15 protein-coding genes and 1 pseudogene are annotated in these 22,146 nt (G+C 45.7%); 3 read left to right on the top strand and 13 right to left on the bottom strand.

The window, feature by feature from the left end:
• Positions 1-52 precede the first annotated feature (52 nt).
• The 9 genes from B5G04_RS06880 to glf form a co-directional block, all read right to left on the bottom strand.
• On the bottom strand, positions 53-658 hold the full coding sequence (locus B5G04_RS06880) for a YqiA/YcfP family alpha/beta fold hydrolase (RefSeq protein WP_239414047.1): 606 nt from the start codon (positions 656-658) through the stop codon (positions 53-55).
• Entirely contained in the window at positions 655-1,662 is a 1,008-nt protein-coding gene (locus tag B5G04_RS06885; RefSeq protein WP_087396457.1) for a Fic family protein, read from the bottom strand. Before B5G04_RS06885 ends, B5G04_RS06880 begins: the two co-directional genes overlap by 4 nt.
• 283 nt (positions 1,663-1,945) lie before the next feature.
• Positions 1,946-5,239, bottom strand: a complete 3,294-nt coding sequence (locus tag B5G04_RS06890) for a DUF499 domain-containing protein (RefSeq protein ID WP_087396459.1) — start codon at positions 5,237-5,239, stop codon at positions 1,946-1,948.
• 26 nt (positions 5,240-5,265) lie between these two features.
• The gene (locus B5G04_RS06895) at positions 5,266-8,295 is read right to left on the bottom strand and encodes a DUF1156 domain-containing protein (RefSeq protein WP_087396461.1); all 3,030 of its coding nucleotides are present in this window, start codon (positions 8,293-8,295) and stop codon (positions 5,266-5,268) included.
• Between the two features lie 2 nt (positions 8,296-8,297).
• Positions 8,298-10,184: an AIPR family protein gene (locus B5G04_RS06900; RefSeq protein WP_087396463.1), complete on the bottom strand. Its 1,887-nt coding sequence runs from the start codon at positions 10,182-10,184 to the stop codon at positions 8,298-8,300.
• A 14-nt stretch (positions 10,185-10,198) separates the two neighbouring features.
• The gene (locus B5G04_RS06905; RefSeq protein ID WP_239414048.1) at positions 10,199-13,543 is read right to left on the bottom strand and encodes a helicase-related protein; all 3,345 of its coding nucleotides are present in this window, start codon (positions 13,541-13,543) and stop codon (positions 10,199-10,201) included.
• A 95-nt stretch (positions 13,544-13,638) separates the two neighbouring features.
• Positions 13,639-14,208, bottom strand: coding sequence for a Fic/DOC family protein (locus B5G04_RS06910; RefSeq protein WP_087396467.1), 570 nt, complete (start codon positions 14,206-14,208; stop codon positions 13,639-13,641).
• Between the two features lie 129 nt (positions 14,209-14,337).
• Complete coding sequence (locus B5G04_RS06915) at positions 14,338-14,541, bottom strand: helix-turn-helix transcriptional regulator (RefSeq protein ID WP_087396703.1); 204 nt, start codon at positions 14,539-14,541, stop codon at positions 14,338-14,340.
• 630 nt (positions 14,542-15,171) lie between these two features.
• Entirely contained in the window at positions 15,172-16,293 is a 1,122-nt protein-coding gene (glf, locus tag B5G04_RS06925; RefSeq protein WP_022041053.1) for a UDP-galactopyranose mutase, read from the bottom strand.
• Between the two features lie 304 nt (positions 16,294-16,597).
• On the opposite strand from glf, the pseudogene B5G04_RS06930 reads away from it, so the two are divergent.
• A pseudogene (locus tag B5G04_RS06930) lies at positions 16,598-17,638 on the top strand (phage integrase SAM-like domain-containing protein); the annotation flags it as partial.
• A gap of 284 nt (positions 17,639-17,922) precedes the next feature.
• Here the strand turns inward: B5G04_RS06930 and B5G04_RS19740 are convergent.
• From B5G04_RS19740 to B5G04_RS06945, 3 genes are all read right to left on the bottom strand, one after another.
• On the bottom strand, positions 17,923-18,078 hold the full coding sequence (locus tag B5G04_RS19740; protein ID WP_158100068.1) for a hypothetical protein: 156 nt from the start codon (positions 18,076-18,078) through the stop codon (positions 17,923-17,925).
• A gap of 915 nt (positions 18,079-18,993) precedes the next feature.
• Positions 18,994-19,707: a DUF3592 domain-containing protein gene (locus B5G04_RS06940; RefSeq protein ID WP_158100069.1), complete on the bottom strand. Its 714-nt coding sequence runs from the start codon at positions 19,705-19,707 to the stop codon at positions 18,994-18,996.
• Between the two features lie 25 nt (positions 19,708-19,732).
• Complete coding sequence (locus B5G04_RS06945; protein ID WP_143270439.1) at positions 19,733-20,752, bottom strand: DUF3592 domain-containing protein; 1,020 nt, start codon at positions 20,750-20,752, stop codon at positions 19,733-19,735.
• Between the two features lie 310 nt (positions 20,753-21,062).
• Between B5G04_RS06945 and B5G04_RS06950 the strand changes: the two genes are divergently transcribed.
• Together B5G04_RS06950 and B5G04_RS06955 are read left to right on the top strand one after the other, a co-directional pair.
• Complete coding sequence (locus B5G04_RS06950; RefSeq protein WP_087396477.1) at positions 21,063-21,359, top strand: helix-turn-helix domain-containing protein; 297 nt, start codon at positions 21,063-21,065, stop codon at positions 21,357-21,359.
• Positions 21,360-21,390: 31 nt separating this feature from the next.
• Positions 21,391-21,684, top strand: coding sequence for a helix-turn-helix domain-containing protein (locus B5G04_RS06955; protein ID WP_087396479.1), 294 nt, complete (start codon positions 21,391-21,393; stop codon positions 21,682-21,684).
• Between the two features lie 85 nt (positions 21,685-21,769).
• Here B5G04_RS06955 and B5G04_RS06960 read toward each other — a convergent pair whose 3' ends face one another.
• A complete protein-coding gene (locus B5G04_RS06960; protein WP_087396705.1) occupies positions 21,770-22,144 on the bottom strand; it encodes a transporter in 375 nt (124 codons plus the stop codon).
• Between the last annotated feature and the right edge of the window lie 2 nt (positions 22,145-22,146).

Genomic DNA, 22,146 nt, shown 5'->3' on the forward strand with positions numbered 1-22,146 from the left:
ACAGAGGGCCGTTCTTTGCCAGTTTAAGCAAAGAATGGCTTCTTTGTGTGTTTTAGAGGGATGTGTTATGACACATAAGCTTCTCCGCCAACGGCGCATAATACTCCCGTACTTCTTCCGCCGTAGGTGTGTGCCCACCGGGAAAATGATAGGCGTGCGTATAGTGTTGCAGGAACAACGGTTCAAAATGTGCCAGATGGTCATTCTCCCCAAACAATCCCCAAATGCGGTCGGAGAGTTTTGGGTGTGAATTGTCCCACTGGTGAGCTTGTACTTCGGCAAATTCGTCTATTAACAGTTGGTCTATTACGAGTTTCTGGTGCCCATCTGCCCGTAGCGATTTATATTCATGCGCTCCGATGCGTTCAATGAGAAAGCGAGTCATTTCTAAGTAAGGATTGCCCAATAAGGCAGGTATTCCCAAACGTGATGCCACTATCTGTGCTAAGAATGCTCCATTGCTGTTGCCAATCAGCACACATGGCTTTTCTTGCTTACAGATGTTCTCAATAAATGCCAATGCCTCTTTCGGATGCAAGGGTAGGTCAGGCGTGAGGACTTCTGCCTCGCCCGTAAATGCCTGCCGCAATGCTTGGGCAGGTATACAACTGCCCGAAGCGAAGAAACCATGTAAGAAAAGTATTTTCTTGGTCATCATTGTTCTTTTATAAATTTCCAATGCCCGTCTTTGTCCGATCCGATACGTTTGATTATCGTTCCATTCAATTTTTTGATGTGACGTGCCACTGTAGCCCGACCAATGTTCAGTACTTTGGCGTATTCATCGTAGGTGTATTCCGGATGTGCCTTAATCAGGGTAATGAGTCGCGTTGCAGTATCATTTACAGTATCACTTTCACTGTTTACAGTATCATTTATGCTTTGCTGATACTGTAAAATCCTGCTTTCAAGGTTGGTGATATGCTGGGCAAGCATGACATCTTGAATAATCGTACTGTCTTTTTGCTCACGGCTATCAATCAAAGCCTGGATATATTCACCTTTGGCTTCTTTCGTTACGATGGAAGGGATAAGTCCTAACTGTCTTTGTATGATGTTCATCAGAAGCCTTGTGGTGCGCCCATTGCCATCCACCCACGGATGAATGGTTACCAAACGAAAATGAGCTTCGAAGCTCAGACGATAGCAGGTCGCCATATCATTTCTATCTACAGAAACAAGTGCATCGTTTAACCATTGGCAGAAATCAGCGGTGGCTTGTGGAACTTTCTGAAATGCCATATAACTTCTTCCTCCAATGCCTGCACTTACGTTGCACCGACGCAGCTCACCTTTTGAGGAATCAAAGTTGCCGCCCATTGTGGAGTATTCCGAACCAGTGCGTCGCATGACCTTTGCAGCCAATTCGCACAAAAAATCAACCGTATAGGATTTGGATGTTTTTGCCCATTCAAAACCGAAAAGATAAGCATTTTTAAGGTCCACATTCATCATCTGCTCAACAAGGCTTCTGCCTTTGGCAGCAATACCTTCATCGAACAACAATTGGTTTTCCACCTCTGTTACGGTAGAGCCTTCAATGGCGGTTGAGTGCGTGATAAGCGAATAGAGGTAGAATTTTTCATAATCCACCTGTTGCTCAATCCCCGAAGCCGTGTATCGGCTGATGGTTTCTATCAGTTTTTTATCTATTTCTTTCATTGTGTCTTCACTTATTTTGAAAAGTGTGTCAAAACATATTTGAAGTATCATTTTATCATCTCATCCTAAGCGTAGCGAAGGATCTCCTGCACACACTTACTGTCAGTAGATGCTTCACATTCGTTCAGCATGACAATTTAATACTCAAATATCTATTTTGACACACTTTCATATCCGGCTTTAATTCTCCTGATTCGAATATATTCTTTCTATGCTTTTGTCTGTCCGTCCTCGGCCTGATAAAGGAGAATGTAGCCTTTGGATTGATTTGAAGAATCCATTGTTACTCCTCCTCTTCCAGCTTAAGCCCTAATTGTTGGGCAGACTCTTTGACTACCTTATATATTTGTGCCGATTCATCCAAGGGCTTTGTACCTGTGCTTTTCGCTTTGAATGATACCTCAATATCCAAATTGTTTTGACTGAGTGGGACGACAAAGCTGGTAAAGAGTTGTGTCCATTGGTCCCAAGGAATTTTCCCGGATATTCGAATGGATTTGAAATGGCGAACAGATGGCATACTGGGAACATTCGGGTCGTTATCATTTTTCGTTTGTCCGTTACCGTTATCTTCTCCGCTGTTGTTTGCTGGTTGAGGTGTAGGAGTCGAAGGTTCCTCCAGCATAACCGATTTATCAACAAGCCAGAATTGGTTATCGCTGACGTTCAGTCCCCATATATTTTCTTTATGGTAGATACGTGAATAGTTGCCTTTCTCACCAAAAGCCACGTTGAACTCTCCATTAGAGCAGTATTTCTGAATGGAACTGACAACAGCATCTGGTCCGCTAATCATCGGTTTATCGTCATATTGCAGGAATGCTTCGTATAACGCTGTGACGTTGACGGGATTATCAATAGTCGGATATAAACCATTTGATTTCAATGTCCCTATGCCGATGCTTCCGATTAACCATTCTTCTTCTTTAATGAGCTCCAAAAGTTTCTCTGTAAGCTGACTTTGTATATTCTTTGCAAACTCACGGATTTCTATGGTTTCAAGCCCGTCTGTTGCAGAATAACGCATGGCAATGTTGTACACGGATATAAGCTGCTGGTCGGCTTCTGCAGTGGCAACATTTCTCTTATTGGTGACATCTTGTCGCTGGTCAGTGTCCAATTGTCCTTTATATTCGGTTAGCACACGTTCGCAAGCCAGATATTCAATCAGTTTTGACTGAAGTAATCCGAGTTGATTTTCCGAACAGGTCAGGTAGAATATGGTATTGCGGAATACGCGGGGTGAATTGCCTTTTTGGGTGGCTATTTGTTCCACGTAGTTTTGCACTTTCTTGCTGACGTTATGGCTTTGCGTGGCATATTCCGGTTCTAAGATAATTAGAGTCAACGACTTTTGCTCCGGGATGTCATTGGATGGGTTAATCAATACCTTCAACTGGCTGTTGCTGTTAGTTTGGGAATTGAGTCTTTTCAGGATTTCCGTGTTTACCTCCGGTAGTGAAATCTCCGACTTAGTACTGTTAATCAATATATTGACGTTTGGCTTTGCTTGGAACCAGTAGCTGCGTGTGCCTATGTTGGTGGAATAAAGATAATAAGCTACCTGTTCCAATTTGTTCAAGGCATTATTAATCTCACTGTGTTGGAAAGCGACCGGACGGAGCAGGCATAGTTTGAGTTGCTCGATGTTCATTCCCTTGTTTTGAGCCCCACCCACGCTGCTCATCAAGAGGGTGGTGGCTATACCTTCAGCCAGCTTGTACTTACTAATGTTACTATTGGGATCTTCATTGTCTATTTTGTAAGCATTGCTTGATGTTCCGATGATGTCGGCGTGCATCACGGTTTCCCACTGGCTTCCCATTAGGCTGGTGATGGTTCCTGTCAACGTGGGCAAGTTAGATAGGTTCACATCGGAGGTGTGTATCAAAGCCTGCGAACCAGTCAGTGAGCCACGACGTGCCCAAAGGTCTTTCACGATGGATGCAAGCAAGCGTAATACGCCACGAGTTCGTTGGAACCGGGAATCGTTGCCCCATTTCAATCGGAACATATCTATCAATTCCGGGTGGAAAGGATAGGACTTCCGCATTTTGTTGATGTATTCCGTCCGGTTGGCCTCTGGCGGCAAGTCGCGGTATCGGTTATGATAGGTGTTTTTATAGCGTGTCAAGACTTGTTCTATCACTGTCGTATCGCCGATGTTTTCGAAAAGACGGCGACGGACTACTTCAAAGATTTCTTCGTCTTCTACCGGCTTGATGCCCGATCCTACGCGTACTATCCGGTTTTCTAACGAAGATAGGATTTGTTGTCCAATCTCAGACGAAGCTACTTCGGTGGCACTGGCGGGTAGGGTGGCTATGAGTACGCATTGCGGAATGGCAGCTACTGATTCGGTCAGTGTCTGGATAAAACTCAAAGTCTGTGTGTACAGCGTCCCATTGCCCACCGCATAGCCATTGGCTTTGTTGCAATAGTCCGCCAGCTCGTCTATCAATATCAGCGAAGGGTGATTGGCAGACAAAATGGGCTTAAAAATGGAAGAAGTCGGCGCAATGCGTTTCTCGTCATTCGCTTTGATTTGGTTGTATGCTTCTATGCCGCCCAGCTGATAAGCGAGTTCTCCCCATAAGGTGTATATAGTGATTCCTTCATCGGTTATTCTGCCTTGCTCTACATCGTTGGTATTGTTGGTAAATACGGCTACTTTGGCTTTGTCAAATGTGGGCGTGACACCATCTTGCAGGATATGAGTGGTATAGGCAGAGTCAAATAATGACTTTCCCGCCTTGGCGATATGGTAGAGTGAAATCAGTGTATGTGTTTTACCACCGCCGAATCCGGTTTGTAGCGAAATGACCCGGTTCTCACTCTCTTCGCCATTCAGCGCACGTATTACCCGGTTGGCAATGTCACGCAGTCCGGTGGTGATATAGGTTTTCTCGAAGAACGAGGTCGGATTGCTATATACCTCAGGCCCCACGCCCAAAGCTACTTCACTAAGGTTGGCGGCAAAGACGGATTCGTCCAATGATCCGTTGCGTATATCGTAATGCGGATAAACATTGGTGAACCAAGCCGGAATGGGGGTGTCTTCACTCATCGGAACTTGTGTGGTGACAGGAGTTGCTGGCGCAGTGGTTGGTGCGACAATCGGTGCGATGGTCTGGACTTTCACCTTGTTTATTTCTTCCACCAATTCATCCATTTTCATTAGCTTGGCGGCCTGTTTCATGTAGAGATATGCTCCTTCCACTTCGTCTTCGTCCAATGGGGTGAAATGGCTGCATTTGTTTCGGATGTTCTTCAGTTCTTGCAGGTAGCTGATAAAACTGTTGGTTCGATCCGAACTGCCGAACTCTAAGCCCAATTCGCGCTTGTAAGCGATGGCGAAATCGGTCAGGTTGTTATAATCAATCAATACGGCGCACGACGCATTTTCGCCTTGTGAGCGCAAACCTTGATTCCATGTTTCTTGCCTTTTAGGTTTCAAGATAGAGAAGTAACGACCTTCCCATGGTTCATTGGGAAACCTCTGTTGCAGGAAACTGATTATGAAAGGGCGTATGGCATCGAGGAAAATTCCGAGTGCTTTATGTATCTTGTCATTCATATTCTTAAATTGTTTTACTTTTTAGTTCAAAATAATGTTCCTTGCTGATATTCTACTTTATTATGGCAGTGTTGTATCAAGTCGACCGAGTTGGCGATGAGTTCTACTACTTGTGTACGATCATCGCCATCAGGCAGCAACTCTTTGAGCGAAACCAGTACGCGCCAGAAGTTGTTGTTGGCATCGCTGCCCACCGTCGCAATGTGGCGGAGCATCTTTTCCCGGTTGCCCGTTTTCCAGATTGCCAGAGCACGGTGTACTTGGTCTATCAACGGGTCGGCAGGGCTCGTCCCCAATCTGTTGTCGCCATCGGTACGCTCGGTGTATGTGGCCAGATGTTGTTTGTTGCCGGTACGGATAAGGAGTTTGCGGTCAAAGACTTCTTTGATGTCCACGCTGATGCCTACGCGGGCAAACTTGGCAGCATCATCGAAATCTATCTCGCCCATACCGTTCATTTGAAGCCAGGCAATGTAGAAGCGGCTATATTCATCACCGTCAAACCCATGTAGCAAGGCGTTCAGGGCTGTAGTCCGTGCCAGTTCCAGTAATTCGCTAACTTTTACTTCGCTGCCGTCGGCTTTCTCTACGTTTTCATATTTCCCAAACTCACTGACGGCTTGGCCAAAACAAGCGGTCAGCAAGTCGGCACCGCGGAAACCAAGTTGGTATAGTTCGTTGACTTCGTTTGTTACTTTGGTTTCAATGCCTCGTTTAACCCGTTTGTAACTTTCGAATCCTTGCCGTTCGGATGGACGGCAAGAGACGGTGACAGACGATTCAAGAGCGGCACCTACAAGCCCTAAACTACGATTTGCCATTTCCGTATCCATGGGCCAACTGCCTGTGATGTTCATTCTTGCGTCAAGAATGGAATTGCAAAGCGTAGTCCACGCCTCTGTACTTTGATGAGCAAACATTATGCTCACGATGTCAGAAGTTTGATATTCTATGGCATCAAAAATGGCCGTTAGTTTTCGTTCAAAATGCTGTTTGGCTTCTATTTCGCTATTGTGGTGATGATGCTTCAATGCCGTACATTCTTCTGCTTTGGGTGTTTGAGGCGTGGCGAAATTGATAGGATAAATCTCAGCCAATGTCCTCTTCATCCAAACATAGAAAAAGTCAGAAATGTCAGCATACGCGATGGCATCATAATAGGGAGGGTCTGTTACAACTGCAGTCAAAGCCTTGTGGGCAAACTGGTTTTTCTCGCCACTGGATGCGTTGGCAAAAGTTGCTGAAAAAGGACTACCGCTTTCTGACTCTATATATCGTGTAACCCATTCTAACTGATTGAATGCGCTGCCCGAGCTGTTGCAGAAAGGATTGGACTCGGGATAATCGAAAACCATGGCAATGGCTTGACGGCTGAAGGGGTGTTCCAATTTTTCTCCGCTTGTATGCCATCTTCCTAAAGATGTATTTGCTACGGCTATTCTATCAAACCAAAGAGCCAAATAGGTGAAAATAGCAGTACTGTATGCAGATTGACCAAGCCCAGTTTTTAAGGCTTTGAGATTCTTGACGAAGGTAAGGAGGGTGTGGAGTTGGCGGGAGGAAAATAAATCTCCCCACTTGGTAATTCCCCACGTACAGCATGGCAGAGCTTGGGTATAGGTGACAGACATAGGTTCAGATGGACGCTCTGTTTCTGAATTAAATTTGATCTCATCTATATTGACAGAGTTTGCGATATGATATTCTTTACCATTATTGCTTTCAGAGATAATTGCCAAGAGTCGTTCAGAAGTATTTTTCTCCTTAAACTGTTGTTTCACTTGTTCTACTGTTGTCACACTTCCGCAGCAAGGACAAGTCAGATTGCCACGATGGTTCCATCCTGGCAGCTTCTTCTCGTCATACGTGCCCTCTTTGATTTCAAACTGGATATCCGTTCCATTGATAATAGGATGGAGATACATCTTCTTTGCTTTGGTGTTTGCCAAATAGAACTGTTTCAACAGAGGCACTTCTGCTCGACAGGAAGGATTGGAACAGCGGGCGGTACGTGCCCAATAGTAGGCTATGGGTTTGTTCCCCTTTTCATCTGCAGGATAAAGATGACCCACTTCGGCTTCCGTCATCTTCAGGAGTTTCTTGGCATAATACTCCACATCGAAAGCTAAGCGGTTGGGTATTTTCACATTTGCAGCAGGCATCCCTCCAAATTTCTCCTCACAGAGCTTTACACCTTCTTCTCCATAGAGTGACATGAACGCGTCATGCGTATAGGTGATAGGCTTCCCGTATCGTTGCGGAAACTCTATCGAGCCTTTCTCAATGATGTGCGCCACAGGGTTGATGTCGTTGCCAAACGAACGGCAGCCCAAGCGTGCTGCTTCCAAGGGTATGGCTCCACCACCGGTAAAGGGGTCGAACACGCTGGGCATCCGGCATTGGAAGTTTTCAATGGCTATTTGCAGGGCTGCTTCTTTGGCTTCCACTTCATGAGTGGACAAGTGGCGGTCGGGTAGATTATGCAGTGCTTCTTCCGCTTCCTTGATAGCACGATAAGTTCGGTCGAAATCGGCAGTCAGTTCCGCTAATGAACATTCGGGGTGTAGTTCGGCATTGTATGCTACCCATATCAGTTTGCGTGCTAGATTCATTACCGCTTCATCGTTACGGCTTTCCCACTTGATGAGGCATTTCTCTTGAATCTGGTCCTTAGCGGGTGTGCTTTTTCCCGCTAGCATATTTTTCTGACATTCCGGCGAGAACTTGCCGATGAACATCAGCAGGCGGTTGCGCAGCGTGTCGGACATCGGGTCATAGACCGATGTGTAAGGTATGTCCGGATAAGGTGCATAGAGTGGATCGGACAGCAGCCATGCTTCCACAGCTTCACGAAATGCCGTAGGGCAGTTCTCGTCTAACGGGTCGGGAACTAAACTGGCGAAGACCACTGCGCGGCACACTGGTAAGGGGCGCCGAGCCCACCATAGATGCAGGGTGGATATATGTCCGTGGCGGATGGATTTGTCACGCACACTTTCTGCCGATATTTCTTTAATCGGCAGAGCTACTTCTATGAGTTTCTTTGCTTTCGTCATAATTATTCTTCCGTTTCGTTAATGGCTGTTTCGCCTGCTAATTTTGTAATTTCTTGCTGATAAGCCTTGTCAAAAGCCGTACTTTTCAGCAAATTGTCTATATCAGTTTTGTCAATACCTTGTAGGGTGTTATAGAACCGGATGAAGTTGTCAATGCCTTCATCGAAGTGTTGACGGACAGCCACTTCTACTTTCTGCGGAAAGTTTTCACCTCGCAGACGCAGGTCGTTCCCTTGCTCATAAGCATCTTGCATCCGATGGGTGATATCATCAAATACTTCCTTTTCCCAAGCATAGAAATATCCTGCCAGGTAGTAGGCGCTTTTCCGGAATATGGGCAATTGTGCCGTATAGTTCGCATCATTTTCCTGAATGAGCTTCCGGATGCTTTCCAAGATTTGGTTGGCGACAATTAGTTTGAAGCACAGTTCATGGAATGCCGTTTCTTGTCCTTCATCCAATAGTTCAGGCTTGAAAATCTGTTCATATTCCTTTTTCTGGAACACACGCGATTTGCCCAGTCCGGAGCGCAGTGAACGCGCCATACGCAAATAGACCGCGCGATAGGCCAAAGCCACATTGACCATGCTGATAATTAATTGGTCTTTGCCTGCCTCTTTCCCTTCGCCTTTCCGGTCATAAACGATATTAAACCGTTTCAAGACCTCGGAAATAGCCACCTGAATGGGATCATTGGCTACGAGCGAAAAGCTCTTTACCGCATTTTGGTTATTGGTTGCCTTAATAATGTTCATCTTGAAGTCTGTTTGTGCCGCATCTATTTCATAAATGCGTACCATGACGTTGGCTGCCCGGAAGTTGTCCCGGGTATCTTCTCCATATTTGGCACTGTACAAAGCATTGACAGTCTGGCATCCGTTGATGATTTGCATGTTTTTTAGCAAAAGCGGACGGATATGTTTCTTTTCATTAACGCTTCCTAACGTGAGCTCGTCACAAATGATGCTGATGCCATTGTTCATGTACGGGAACCACAGGCTTTCAGCACTTGTGATGGTCCGGATAATGTCTTTATTCACGTTCCCCCTATCCCCTAAGTAAAGGCGGATATTTTCAGAATATAATTGGTTATGGTGGTACTTGTTTTGCAAGCGGATAAATTCATTGACGTTGCACATACCAATAATCACCTTCTTGGGCAGTCCCAAGCTCTCACGTTTGGAATTGTCTTCCAACCGGTAAGAATACATTTCATCGTTGACCATCTCTAAAGATTCACTACCTATTTGAATCTTCCCGTCTTTTGCTAAATCCATGATATCTTTTAACCCGTAAACCTGAACTGAGAACCCGAGTAATTGCCGGTCTCTTTCAAAACGCCCAATGATTCCTTCAATATCTTTGGCATTATCATTATATATACCTTTGGCATTGTTGATGTAATGTGCAAAGGTGGTGATGGAGCGTCCCCGGCGTTTTCCCAAAAACTCATCACACTTGCTTTTGATTTCTTTTACCACCTCATTGTTGCTTGCTTTGTCTTGCCATTCAGGATGTACAAAGCTATTGTTTACAAAGGTAGAGAATTGGAGCAATTCTACAGGTGAAGCACCATGCCTGTCATTATCGTAGAGCTTGTATTGGAAGATGTGCAGCTGCTTTATATTTGAATTGTCTGTTTCAATTAAAGCGTATGCATCAATAAGCATATCGTCTTTTCCTGAAATTTTCTTATCTGTAATGAAGAAGTTCTCGAAGAAGCCTTCTTCATAGCAGTCCATGACCAAAGAGGCAGACATAGCCATGTAGAGCACGTCATCGCTTGCCGCTTCTACCTTACAAGTGGATTTCCCAGCCTCTATTTCAAAGTTTTCGTTGGATCTTCTGAAAAAATCCAGTTCTTTTCGCAGTTCTTCTGTAATATACATATAATATCTTTGTTTTATTTTTCTGATTCACATTTATTTTGCCATTCCTTCAACGGTAGATAGTATTGTACGCCTTTGCTCAATTTCTCGAACGAGAGGCATCCGGCAGGGTTTTGAATCCGATATAACATGGGAGAAGTCTTGCAATTCACCACAATGTAAAGCCATGCCTTATTGCCCAACTGAGCCAAACGGTTCCACTCGTTTTCAGACAACATGACACCATCGGTTTGGCTACGTCCCTTTACTTCTATGTAGCGTTTCATCTCAAATTTATCGATACTTTTGATGTCATACCCCAGATTTTGAGCGGACACGTCCTCCGGTTTCCGGCCTTGGCTGCTTTCGTAATCCATAGACACCCGCATGGCAATGGCTTCCACATCGTTGTCGCGCTGCATGTTGAAATGATGTTCATATTCCATCTGGGTGAGAGGAACTACATAGGCACAGCCGATGATTTCTGGTTCATTGGGCGACACCTCGGTCATTTGTTTCATTTCGAGGATGCGCACTTCGCGTTTTTTCATCAGCTCTTCCTTGCGTTGGGTTTTATAAAGCAGTTTTTCCTGTATCTTCATGTCGCCCATAAAAGCTTTCATTTGCATTTCGTTGATGGCCACATCCAGATCCATGATGATTTGGCTGAAAGCTGTACGCAGATATTCCGTCCTTTTGGTGGCATCTTCTTCCACTTTTTCCCGTGTCTCGTCAAATAATGGCAAGGTGATATGCTCGAAAGCCCATTCCGTCACTTCACCACTGACCATATTTCCCGGTGGCATGACCTGTTTGGCAAATTGGCTAGGTGCATGCAAGTCAAGGAACTTGGCTGGCGATGTATTATGGAAAGTTCCATCGGGTATTTGATAGATGAAACTCAGTCTCTCGTTGGCGATGCTTTCGTGCTCCTTACAAGGACGGTTGTCCGTAATCTGGTTCCTGACAAAGAAGGCAAAGTATTCTTGCGTATCTTCGGGGGACACCAGAATAGTTCCTTTCAACATATCTTCTTTAAATAATGTACAGATGCAGTCAACCAAGGCATCAAACAATGCATTACCCGGATTGATGTAGTGTACTTTGCCCAAGATAGCTGCCGTATTCTGGTAATCCAGGAAAATCTGCTTGTCAAAGCAGAACAACAGTTTATTTAAGTTGTCGGGCAAGATGTTGTAATTCTCTTTCAACTTTTGCGAAAGCACAGGAGGTATCGCAGTAATTTTATAAATACCGTTTTGAACAGGTTCGTACTGACCACCCAGAAACTTGAAAGCACGCTCGAAGAACAATTGGATATAGATGGGTTGCAGGCGTTTCTCATCAGAATCTTCTTTGAGCAGGCGAGCGTCTTTATAGTCAACAGCACTATGTGCAATGGCTTTTTGCTGTTGCTCTATCTGTTCTTTAAACTCATTTTCTATCTGCCGGTTATCCTGATCCAGAAAATGATTCAGGCTAGACTGTTTACCATCAAATACAGAGGAAATGATGTCTTCCAGCCTGACATCTCTCAATACGTCTTGTATCACGTCGTAAACACGGTCATCGCCCATGCTTTCACGTATGACATCGAGTTTCCGGAGTAATTTGGCAAGCACTTGTCCTTCCCGTGTATTGTTTGCCACCATATTAAAAACAAGGACGTCTTGTTTTTGTCCATAGCGGTGAATTCGTCCCATGCGTTGCTCCAAGCGGTTGGGGTTCCATGGTATGTCCCAATTAATCAACAGCCGGCAAAATTGCAGGTTGATGCCTTCACCGGCTGCATCTGTGGCAATGAGTATCTGCGTTTCGGGAGCCATGAATATCCATTGCGCTTCTCTACGCTCATCAACGGACATACCACCATGGATAACAGCAACCTTGTAGCCGTTGTTGGTAAGTCGTTCTTGTAAATAGAGCAATGTATCTTTGTGTTCAGTAAATATCACCAATTTTTGCCCATCAATGACACCCTCACTCTTCAGAAGCTCTTTCAGTTGGATATACTTCTTTTCTTCTTGGTTCTGTGTGTAAAGTTTGTTGGCAATGTCGTACAAACGTTTCACCTCCTTGGCTTCGTTGGCTATTTCGTCAAGGCTTTTTGAGGTAGTAAAAAGCTTGAACTTTTTCGGGTCAGAGAGAATGTTGTCCAAGGCATCTTTTTCGTCATCTTCCAAGTCGTCATATTGGTCGATGTTGTCCACATCGATGGTTTCCAGTCTTTGCCTTTGTTTCCAAATATTGGGATTTTGCCTCACCTCATCTACTATGCCTTGCAATGCATTCCAACGTTTGAAAAGCGTGTTTTTAATGGCAAATATCGAACTGACCAAACGGCGTTGCATCACGGTTAGGGCAAGAGTTACATGTACATTCTTTTCTTCGGTGGCTTCTTCTTTCCTTTGGGTCAGATAGCCTGTCACTTCATCATAGAGATATTTCTCTTCAGGAGTCAGTTGGTATGATATGGTTTTGGTAAACCGTTTTTTGTAGAGCGGCTTTCCGTCCCAGTCTTTCATGTCTTCCTTCAAACGGCGGATGAAGAATTTATTCAAACCGTCTTTACTGAGTTCTTTTACTCGGTCGGCTGCAATATCGTCAGAAGCAAAAATGTCTTCATCAAGTAATTGTAGTAATTTTTTAAACGTATCTGTACGACCTCGGTGAGGTGTGGCAGTGAGTAAAAGTAGATGTTCGCACTGTTTTGAAAGCGTATATGCAGCCTCATACCTTTTGGATTTATATGTTTTTTGACCATATTCATATGCTGATAACTTGTGAGCCTCGTCAATGATTACCATATCCCAACTGGTGTTACTTAATACAGACATGATGTCATCGCGGCTTATAAAGTCGATAGAAGTGACAACTTTATCCGTGGTACGGAAAACCGTTGGGTCGGCAGTAAATATACTGCGGTTGACTAACGTAAACGGTATATTGAATTTCACGCCCATCTCGTCCTCTTGCCATTGTTTGGTCAAGCCACCTGGAGTAACAATCAAGATACGTTCAACAATACCACGCATTAAAAGCTCTTTAAGAAGGAGTCCGGTCATGATGGTTTTTCCTGCACCAGTATCATCAGCCAGCAGGAAACGAATCTTAGGCTGTGGCAAAAGATACTTGTAAACAGCCTCTACCTGATGGGGGAGAGGATCCACAATACTGCAATTGATAGCAAACAATGGATCAAATTGGTAAGCAGAATGGATACGTTCGGCTTCTGCACAAATAACGAACTTATCCGGATTGCCTTGGAAATTAAATTCTCCTTCAGAGGTGAGTATTTCAAGCCCATCGAATTGTTCTTGGGTTACGACTTTCGTACTGCTTTTATGGGAATTAATTCCCGTGTATTTTATGGAATACATATTCCCCAAAGTCTGTATTTTAATTACTGTTACAGGCTCTGTAGGAATGAGATTCTTTATTATTTGGTTTACTTCTATCATTACCTATATCTATCTTAGTCTGATTGATTGTCGTTTCTGATATACCCTTCGTAATAATACGATTGCTCAATTCCTTTAAAGATAACTTCGCGGTCATTGACCTTGTCGGTCAGTGCAGGTTGGAGCAATACGCGAAGTTCCAAATCGTTGATTGGACTTCGCTCCATAGCTTGCAGATAAAGGTCTTTATCCACGGTTTGCCAGTCAACCACTTTGCCCAGATTCTTTTTTAATATCATGTCGAGCCATATCCGGGTGGCACGACCGTTCCCGTCCATGAACGAATGGGCGATGTTCATTTCCACGTATTTGGCGATGATTTCCTCAAAGGTGCTTTCAGGCATTTTTTCGATAACCGGAAGTATCGCTTCCAAGTACAGGCAATTAGCAAAGCGGAATCCGCCTTTGGCTATGTTCAGGTTGCGTATCTTTCCGGCAAAGTCATAAAGTCCGTCAAAAAGATACTTGTGTATGGCACACAGACCTTTTGTGGTGCCAACCTCTATTTTGTCTATATCACCCGACTCAAACAAACGTTGGGCTTTCAAGAGGCTTTGCTCATCTATTTGGTATTGCTTGTTCATGTTCCTATTCCTATGTATATGTATATTAGCAGAGTTACTAATGCTGTTTTTCAAAGTGCCATTTTGGCTCTTTGAAACCACGAAGAATGGCTCTTTGGAAAAACATATCATTTTAAACTCATCTTTTCATCATTTCTTGTCGTTTATTAAATCCTTTACATCCACATTCAGAATCTCTGCTATCTGAAACAGTACCTCCAGACTTGGCTGCCGCCTGTTGCAAACGTATGAGTTAACCATGCAGAAGCTCTTACCGAGTTTCTCTGCCAGCCATGTCTGTTTGATACCACGTTCTTCGAGCACTTCTTTTATTCGGTTCATGGGTTTGTCCATACTTTCTATCTTAGTTTTGTTTACAAAGGTATAAAATATCATGCTATAAAAAGAGTAAAGAGGAAGAAAACTCTCCTCTTTACTCAAATTCATTCAAGGCGTGATTCTTTTGGGTGAGGAAGTCGATTCGGTCTGGAATGGAATGTTGGGCAGGATTCCTGTAGAGAAATTGCAACTCCTGTATATGCTGAAGGATACATACAATTTATATCTTTTGAGCAATACCAATTCTATACATTGGAACACGTTTTCCAAGAAAAGCTTCGATTATAGAGGATTATAGTAAAACAAAATTGGTTTGCGAAAAATTCTTGATGTATTGTCATCTAAGGGAACGAACGTGAAGGATCTCGTGTACATCCACGTGGGCGCATCCGAGATGCTTCACTTCGTTACCAATGACGAATTTACAATTTGTCATAATCGAATGGGTTTTCCGCAGGAAATAGGCACTCAGCATGACAAATGATTTTTTCGCAATTCATTTCTGATTGACTATAAATTACGAAAAGTATTTTTATGCCGGCCGTTCGCTTGCCTTGGAGTCGGAACAGGATAAGCTGGTGGTGGAAATGATGGTGCGTTTCTGATTCGAGGTATTCTGTACCGTGTATAGAAACGACTGGCTCTTTATAAAAGCAGGGCTTTTTCTACGATGTGATGCATGTCGTAATATTTATATTCTGCCAGCCGTCCGCCGAAGATAACGTTGGTTTCCTTGTCTGCCAGCTCTTTGTATTTCAAGTAGAGTGCATTGTTCTTCTCGTCATTCACCGGATAATAAGGTTCGCTTCCCTCGGTCCATTCCGAACTGTATTCGCGTGACACGACGGTCTTAGGACATTGGTACACTTCCGCACCGAACATTTCGAAATGCTTGTGCTCGATGACGCGTGTGTAGGGCACTTCCCGTTCGGTGTAGTTCACCACCGCATTGCCCTGGTAATTCGGCGTGTCCAACGTTTCCGTCTCAAACCGCACCGTGCGGTATTCCAGTTTGCCGAATCTATATCCGTAATACTCATCGATGGCACCGGTAAATACAATCTTGTCTGCCAGTGCTTCCAGTTCTTGCCTGTGGGCGAAGAAATCGCAGTCCAGGCGGGTGTCAGTTCCTTTCAGCAGCCGTTCTATCAGCACGTTGTATCCGCCGATGGGAATGCCTTGGTATTTGTCGTTGAAATAGTTGTTGTCGAAAACCATGCGCACCGGTAGGCGTTTGATGATGAATGCTGGCAGGTCGGTGCATTTCCGTCCCCATTGTTTTTCGGTATAGCCTTTGATAAGTGTTTCGTAAATGTCTTTTCCTATCAGCAGTTGTGCCTGTTCTTCCAGGTTGCGCGGTTCGCTTATGCCTTGTTCTTTCATCCGTGCTACCGCCTCTGCCCGTTGTTCTTCCAGTTTTTCCTGAGCTTCGGCAGGTGTTGTCACTCCCCACATCTGGTAAAACGTGTTCATGTTGAAAGGCAGGTTATAAAGTTTACCTTTATAGTTTGCCACGGGCGAATTGGTATAACGGTTGAACTCTACGATGGAGTTGACAAAATCCCAGACCCGCTTGTTCGAGGTGTGAAAGATATGTGCTCCATATTTGTGTACATTGATTCCTTCAGTGTTTTCACAATATAAGTTTCCTCCCAAATGCGGTCGGCGGTCGATGACCAGGCATTTCTTTCCTTCTTGTGTAGCTTTGTAGGCAAATACGGAGCCGAATAATCCGGCGCCAACTATCAAGTAATCGTAACGTTGCATGAATGTAAATGTCTTTTATGGTTTTGCAGGCAAACTTACAGAAAATCTATGGAAAAACCTCCAAAATTCGGCAGATTAACGCAATGTAATCTGTAAATTAAGTAGTTAGGAGAAAATCGCGGAAGTTGGATAGAGGGCTGAATAGCGTTTCAAAGCGGATTGGAGAAAGAGAACGGTTTCCTAATCGTTACCCGTCAGAAATGCAGATTTAACACTCTCTGTCCCGTTTGCGCCGTTCTGCGTAGATTTGCTTGTCAGGGTTTAACTCGTTGATTTATAGTTTTGCAACCAAAAAAGAACGAGTATGACAAGGAGCACATTTCGCGTGCTGTTCTATGCGAACGGCAGCAAGGAGAAGAATGGAATTGTCCCCATCATGGGACGGGTTACAATCAACGGAACGGTGGCGCAGTTCAGTTGCAAACGGAGCATCGCAAAGGAGCTTTGGGACGCAAAGGGCAACCGTGCCAAGGGCAAGAGTTTAGAGGCAAGGGAAACGAACCTTGCGCTTGACAATATCAAGGCGCAAATCATCAAGCACTACCAGCGCATATCCGACCGTGAGGCGTTTGTGACGGCAGAAATGGTGCGCAACGCCTATCAAGGCATAGGCGGCGAGTATGAAACGCTGCTCAAAGCCTTCGACCGTGAGAACGAGGTGTTCAAGAAGCGTGTCGGCAAGGACAGGAAATTGGCGACCTATCAGTCAAGGGTAGTGGCAAGGAACTATGTGGCGGCATTCATCAAGTCATTCTACAAGCGCAGCGATATGTCGATGCTGGAACTTACTCCCGACTTCATCAAGGAGTTTGCGGTCTATCTCGCCACGGAAGCGGGATTACGCAACGGCACGATATGGGAAAAGTGCATGTGGCTGAAAGGCGTGGTGATGCGTGCGCACTTCAACGGACTGATACCGAGAAACCCGTTTGCGCAATTCCACATCAGCCCGAATGTCAAGGAGCGTGAGTTTCTGACGGAGGATGAGTTGAAGGTGGTGATGACGCACGAGTTCTCAGATCCGAAACTGGCATATATCCGTGACCTGTTCGTGTTTGCGAGTTTCACCGCCCTTTCTTTCGTGGACATCAAGGAACTGACCAACGACCGAATCGTGGAGGTGAACGGCGAGAAGTGGATTATCTCCAAGCGTCACAAGACGGGCGTACCTTTCCAAGTAAAGCTGCTGGACATCCCCTTGCAGATAATCGAGCGTTACCGACCGTTCCAAGAAAACGACTTCGTATTCCCCAATCTGAACTATTGGTCAATCTGCAAGCCGTTGAAGAAGATTATACGGGAATGCGGCGTGAATAAGGACATCAGCTTCCATTGCGCAAGACATATTACTTTGTCTTACTCATTGAAAACAAGGGACTTACAAAGATTGTCAGCTTGACAGGTAACGATTTGGAAACCAGCGGGCTTCTCTATTCTGCAATGTTCTGCATCAATCAAAAGAACGCTTTTCTCATTTGCAAAAATAATGTTTTTCTTCCTTATAACCAAAGCTATTCCTCTGAAAAATAGAGAAAATCAAACATCTTATCATTATTGTACATTTGTTGCACATCTTGCTGATGAAAATCAGTCGCACTGTCCTGCTTTTAATTCCATACCGTTTCCACATTATATTTGAGCCTGCCCATTTGCGAATAGCCTGTTGGTAGGTTTGCCTGTCTGTGTGCCGGCAGGCAGGCACGCCGGCAGACCGGTCGGCAGGCAAGCAGGACGGCAGGCAGGTTGGAGCGCGGGCATGCTTGCAGGCCAGTGTGTGTATGCCATGCCTATACGCTTTTGTTTATTGCACCATTCCTTTGTTGCTTCATTACTACGTTGATAGACGGATGTATTGTACCACCGATTTATATCATTCAAACTCCACCTCTCTAAAGCCACAATCCATTGCTGATACCTTTATTTGAAGTTTCGCTGTTGTAAACCAGCACAACAACACGACAGCAAACCAGCATATCATTGAAACCATGTTGCTTCCTATCTGCATTGAATTACTTTCTTGGTTGTCGGGTTCTGTTCTTCATTGTTTTAGCAAACCATTGGTTTGCTGAATTTGTAAACAAGCGAGGATGTATTTGCTCAAAATAGCATTTCCTTATTGGTCTAATGTCTGTTTTGGCTGTGATTGGCACATATTGACATCCGAATTGGCACTATTGTCTGTTTCTCAGAAGGATGAAAATCCGGCTTTGTTCCCTGTAATCTCAATAAAGTGCAGGCTTGCACACTGCCCTCATTCCCTTTCTTCTTTTGGGCAGTTTGGGCATCGGGAAACGATGCTTTGAAAGCCGAAATTACAACACTTGTTCAAATCCGTTTGCTGACGGATTATTGATTTCACGAGAAATCAGCAAGGTGTCCTTCGAGTTACCCGAAGGCTTTTCGGTTACTGCCGAAAAGTGGTAGCAGCAAGGTATGTTTCGGGTTACTCCCGAAAACTTTGCCGCCGGGTTGCCTCTCCGAAATCGGGCAACCTGTCTTAACCTGCGGTATTTTTATTCTGTTCCTTGCTGTCTATGCCAAACAATTTCATTCTGCTGTACAGAGTAGTGCGCCCGATACCGAGTAGTTCTGCCGCCAGCTTACTGACAACGGGGTTACAATGGCAAGAAAAGGCTGTGGTTTCAACAAGGCCCTTACCAATAGAGTGTTTTTGTGCCGAAGTGATTTGATGGAACAGCATCATTCCACAGCGCTGCTCACATCCACGTAATAATTCGTCGGGTCGTTGCGGTCCACATACACGCGTACCTTCTTTTTCGGGTTTATTTCGTAGCTGTCATACCAGAAGGAACCGCTGTGGAAGAAGTGTACCCGCCCGTCAGGCGCGGTGTAGCGGCATCTGAGCACGATGGGGTGGCGCCTGTTCATCGATTTGCCCGTGTCCTCGCTGATTTCGGTGATTTCCGCTTCCACCACTTTCCCGGTGGCCAACAGGCGGCGGACTTTCCGCTCATGCCTGCGCTTCACCATCCACACAGCCGCCCCCGACCCCACGAACACAAAGCCAACAAACGCGAAAATCAATACCAGCCAGTTGCTTGAATCCAAGTAACGCACTTCCTGCGGATTGCCCTTCTGGTAATAAACGGTAATCCGATTGCCCGGATGCATGGAAGACGTGGCTACGCTGAGCGTGGACGTATACGTTTTGCCGTCCACCGAATATTCCACGACGGGCGTGCCCAGCGATTCGTGGCTCACCCCGCGCATGGCCAGGATGACGGCCTCCACCGGCTCGGCCTTTTGCCGAAAGGAATGGTCGCTGACACTGACGCCGATGCCTGCGATGAGCAGGATGACACCCACTGAAATGAATGCGCCGCAAAATACGTGGATGAAAGTCTTCTCTCTCCGCTTGCCTTTGGCCAATGCCTTTTCTCTGTCGTAATGCATAATGAATATGTTTAAAAGTGAATAGTCATAGAAGCGTTTTGTCGGTATCATCCTTGTCTTTGATAAACTCGTCCAATCGGTCGCGATAGCTTTCGGGGATGAGTAATACCGGCCGACAGCTTGCATCTTGGTGTCCGAATTCCAAGGATGTGTAGCCAATTTCGAGCGGCTCACGGCATTTGCTGTCAAAACGCCAACGCTTTGTCCGCCTCACGCCAAAATCATCCCCATAGTAGCTCCACTCGTTGGTTTCGGGGAAATACTGGTAGACTTCCGCAGTGCCTATGAGGGAGATGAACGTGCCGAAGGGAAGGTCAATGGGGTCGTGGCGCGTATCCCGCCAGTTGTCATACACAAAGAATCCTATGCCCCCAAAAACCGCGATGATGAAGACGGCCGCGATGGCCTTCAATACGCGCCCGGATTCTTTATACGCCCGATAAAGCTCCTTGCTCCCCAGCTTGTCCAAGTTTTTCCCTTGTTTTGAGAGGTATTGCTCCATGATAAGGCTGTCCATGTCCTGAACGGCGGAACTGTCCATGTCTTGAAAGGTTTGCTCCGTGACCTTTGGCTTCACCGGATAGAAATCGTCTGGATGATTCCCGTCCACAAAAACGGGAAACTTGGCGCCCACCCGTATGGCTCCCAAGACCCCGGCCATCGTGTCGGTTGCGGGCGTCTTGATGCGGTGTTTCCGCCCTCCGGGCAAAGAGAATTCACAGACCGCCATTGTTCTCAACCGGTCATCGTCGGGATCCTCCTTCTCCTCCCTCAGCTCCACCACTTCGGCTTCCGTCAAGATGCCTTGGCTGATTATTCCGAGTTCCTTTTTATGCCTTTTCCGAAAGGCACGGACAAAGCAGCCAATCAGCACGATGAAGAGAAGTCCTATCCCGCAGCCTAAGTAAGGAGAAACCGGAGCCATTGCGAATCCGAAAACCAGCCCCATACCCGACAGTAGCGCGATGATAAGAACCATCTCCCACCGTTGGGCTTTTTTGCAGTCATTGTAAGCGGTCTGGCGCAAGTCTCTTTCTATCATCATCCGAATGGTTTAAGGATTTCATAGCAAAAATAGCGGCTTGTTATTTCATTTCTATAACAACGCTATGAAATCCGGCGAAATCCGGTGCTTGACTACACCATAAGACTGACGGCCATGATTAGACAACCGGAAGTTGTTTGTAGTGGTTTTGATGCAGAAGGGAATAATAAATCGCTTTTCGCACAGGGCGGGACATCAACGCCAATCGCTGCCAAATGCTTCCACGAAACTGCCAACCCATTGTTTGACGCGCGATACCCCTTTACTTTGCAGGCAAAACCGAGTATCAACATTAAAAACAGTATCGACAATGGAAGTTTTGATTATTCAGAAAGAGGCGTTCGAGGAAATGGCGGCGAAGTTCAGCCGTTTCACGGAACGGATGGATGCCATCCTCGCCAAGCAGGGCGGCAGGTCTATGAACAGGTGGATGGACAACCAAGAAGTCTGCCGACAGCTTAACATCAGTCCGCGAACCTTGCAGACGCTGCGCGACAACGGCACGTTGGCCTATTCGCAAATCAACCACAAGGTGTTTTACAAGCCGGAGGATGTGATGCGGATTGTCAAACCCGTAGAACGCAACCGGGAGGACAGAGCCGTTTGATTTTGATTGTACCACTAAATCCAATGTAGCTATGAGCGAAATGATTACCAAGAACCATGCGCTGGTCGCCCGATTCGGCGACACGCTTGACCGTCTGCTGGACGGCATCGAGAACTTCGTGGCGAACAACCGTCCTACTTTGGGCGGTGAACGCTTCCTGACGGACAGGGAGGTGTCGGCACGGTTGAAAGTGAGCCGCCGCACTTTGCAGGACTACCGCAACAACGGAATAATATCCTACTACCAGTTGGGCGGCAAGATTCTCTACAAGGAATCGGACATCGAGCGGATGCTTGCCGCCAATTACCGGGAGGCATTCAGATAGGATAAAGACAATGTTACCCTCGGACGGCATTAGAGGCAGTCTCATACGCCGTCTGAGGGTATCTCTTACGCCGTTTGAGGTCGGCTCAATTTCCCGCTCTCTTTCCACGTGACGGGGAGAGCGAAAAGAAAAGGTTGATTGGTTTGCTGCCGTTTGCATTCAGCCTGCCCATGACAAACCGCCTGAAAGCCATGCTTTCCTTAGTCCGCAGCTTGAAAGCAACGGCAATCACCATTTCAAGACTGTACACGTCATAGCTTATCCCGTTGTCCTGCCTGACATAGCGTATGGTGTCGCTTTCCAACAACTCCATATTCTTGTAAATGGCACGGATTGCCCGACGTATGTCACAGCCGAACACATTGAACGCATCGGACATCTCCTGCTGCGTCATCCAAACGGGAACGGTCGGAATAGTGACCGCACCGTTTTCGCTGATTGTAATTATTCCACGTTCCATAA

The sequence above is a fragment of the Bacteroides sp. An51A genome (assembly GCF_002161565.1).
Taxonomy (GTDB): domain Bacteria; phylum Bacteroidota; class Bacteroidia; order Bacteroidales; family Bacteroidaceae; genus Phocaeicola; species Phocaeicola intestinalis.

Coding starts and splice junctions, on each gene's coding strand:
- B5G04_RS06900 (WP_087396463.1), bottom strand. CDS start 10,184: ATGTATATTACAGAAGAACTGCGAAAAGAACTGGATTTTTTCAGAAGA.
- B5G04_RS19740 (WP_158100068.1), bottom strand. CDS start 18,078: ATGGCATACACACACTGGCCTGCAAGCATGCCCGCGCTCCAACCTGCC.
- B5G04_RS06955 (WP_087396479.1), top strand. CDS start 21,391: ATGAGCGAAATGATTACCAAGAACCATGCGCTGGTCGCCCGATTCGGC.
- B5G04_RS06910 (WP_087396467.1), bottom strand. CDS start 14,208: ATGAACAAGCAATACCAAATAGATGAGCAAAGCCTCTTGAAAGCCCAA.
- B5G04_RS06940 (WP_158100069.1), bottom strand. CDS start 19,707: ATGCATTACGACAGAGAAAAGGCATTGGCCAAAGGCAAGCGGAGAGAG.
- B5G04_RS06960 (WP_087396705.1), bottom strand. CDS start 22,144: ATGGAACGTGGAATAATTACAATCAGCGAAAACGGTGCGGTCACTATT.
- B5G04_RS06895 (WP_087396461.1), bottom strand. CDS start 8,295: ATGACGAAAGCAAAGAAACTCATAGAAGTAGCTCTGCCGATTAAAGAA.
- B5G04_RS06950 (WP_087396477.1), top strand. CDS start 21,063: ATGGAAGTTTTGATTATTCAGAAAGAGGCGTTCGAGGAAATGGCGGCG.
- B5G04_RS06890 (WP_087396459.1), bottom strand. CDS start 5,239: ATGAATGACAAGATACATAAAGCACTCGGAATTTTCCTCGATGCCATA.
- B5G04_RS06880 (WP_239414047.1), bottom strand. CDS start 658: ATGATGACCAAGAAAATACTTTTCTTACATGGTTTCTTCGCTTCGGGC.
- B5G04_RS06885 (WP_087396457.1), bottom strand. CDS start 1,662: ATGAAAGAAATAGATAAAAAACTGATAGAAACCATCAGCCGATACACG.
- glf (WP_022041053.1), bottom strand. CDS start 16,293: ATGCAACGTTACGATTACTTGATAGTTGGCGCCGGATTATTCGGCTCC.
- B5G04_RS06905 (WP_239414048.1), bottom strand. CDS start 13,543: ATGTATTCCATAAAATACACGGGAATTAATTCCCATAAAAGCAGTACG.
- B5G04_RS06915 (WP_087396703.1), bottom strand. CDS start 14,541: ATGGACAAACCCATGAACCGAATAAAAGAAGTGCTCGAAGAACGTGGT.
- B5G04_RS06945 (WP_143270439.1), bottom strand. CDS start 20,752: ATGATGATAGAAAGAGACTTGCGCCAGACCGCTTACAATGACTGCAAA.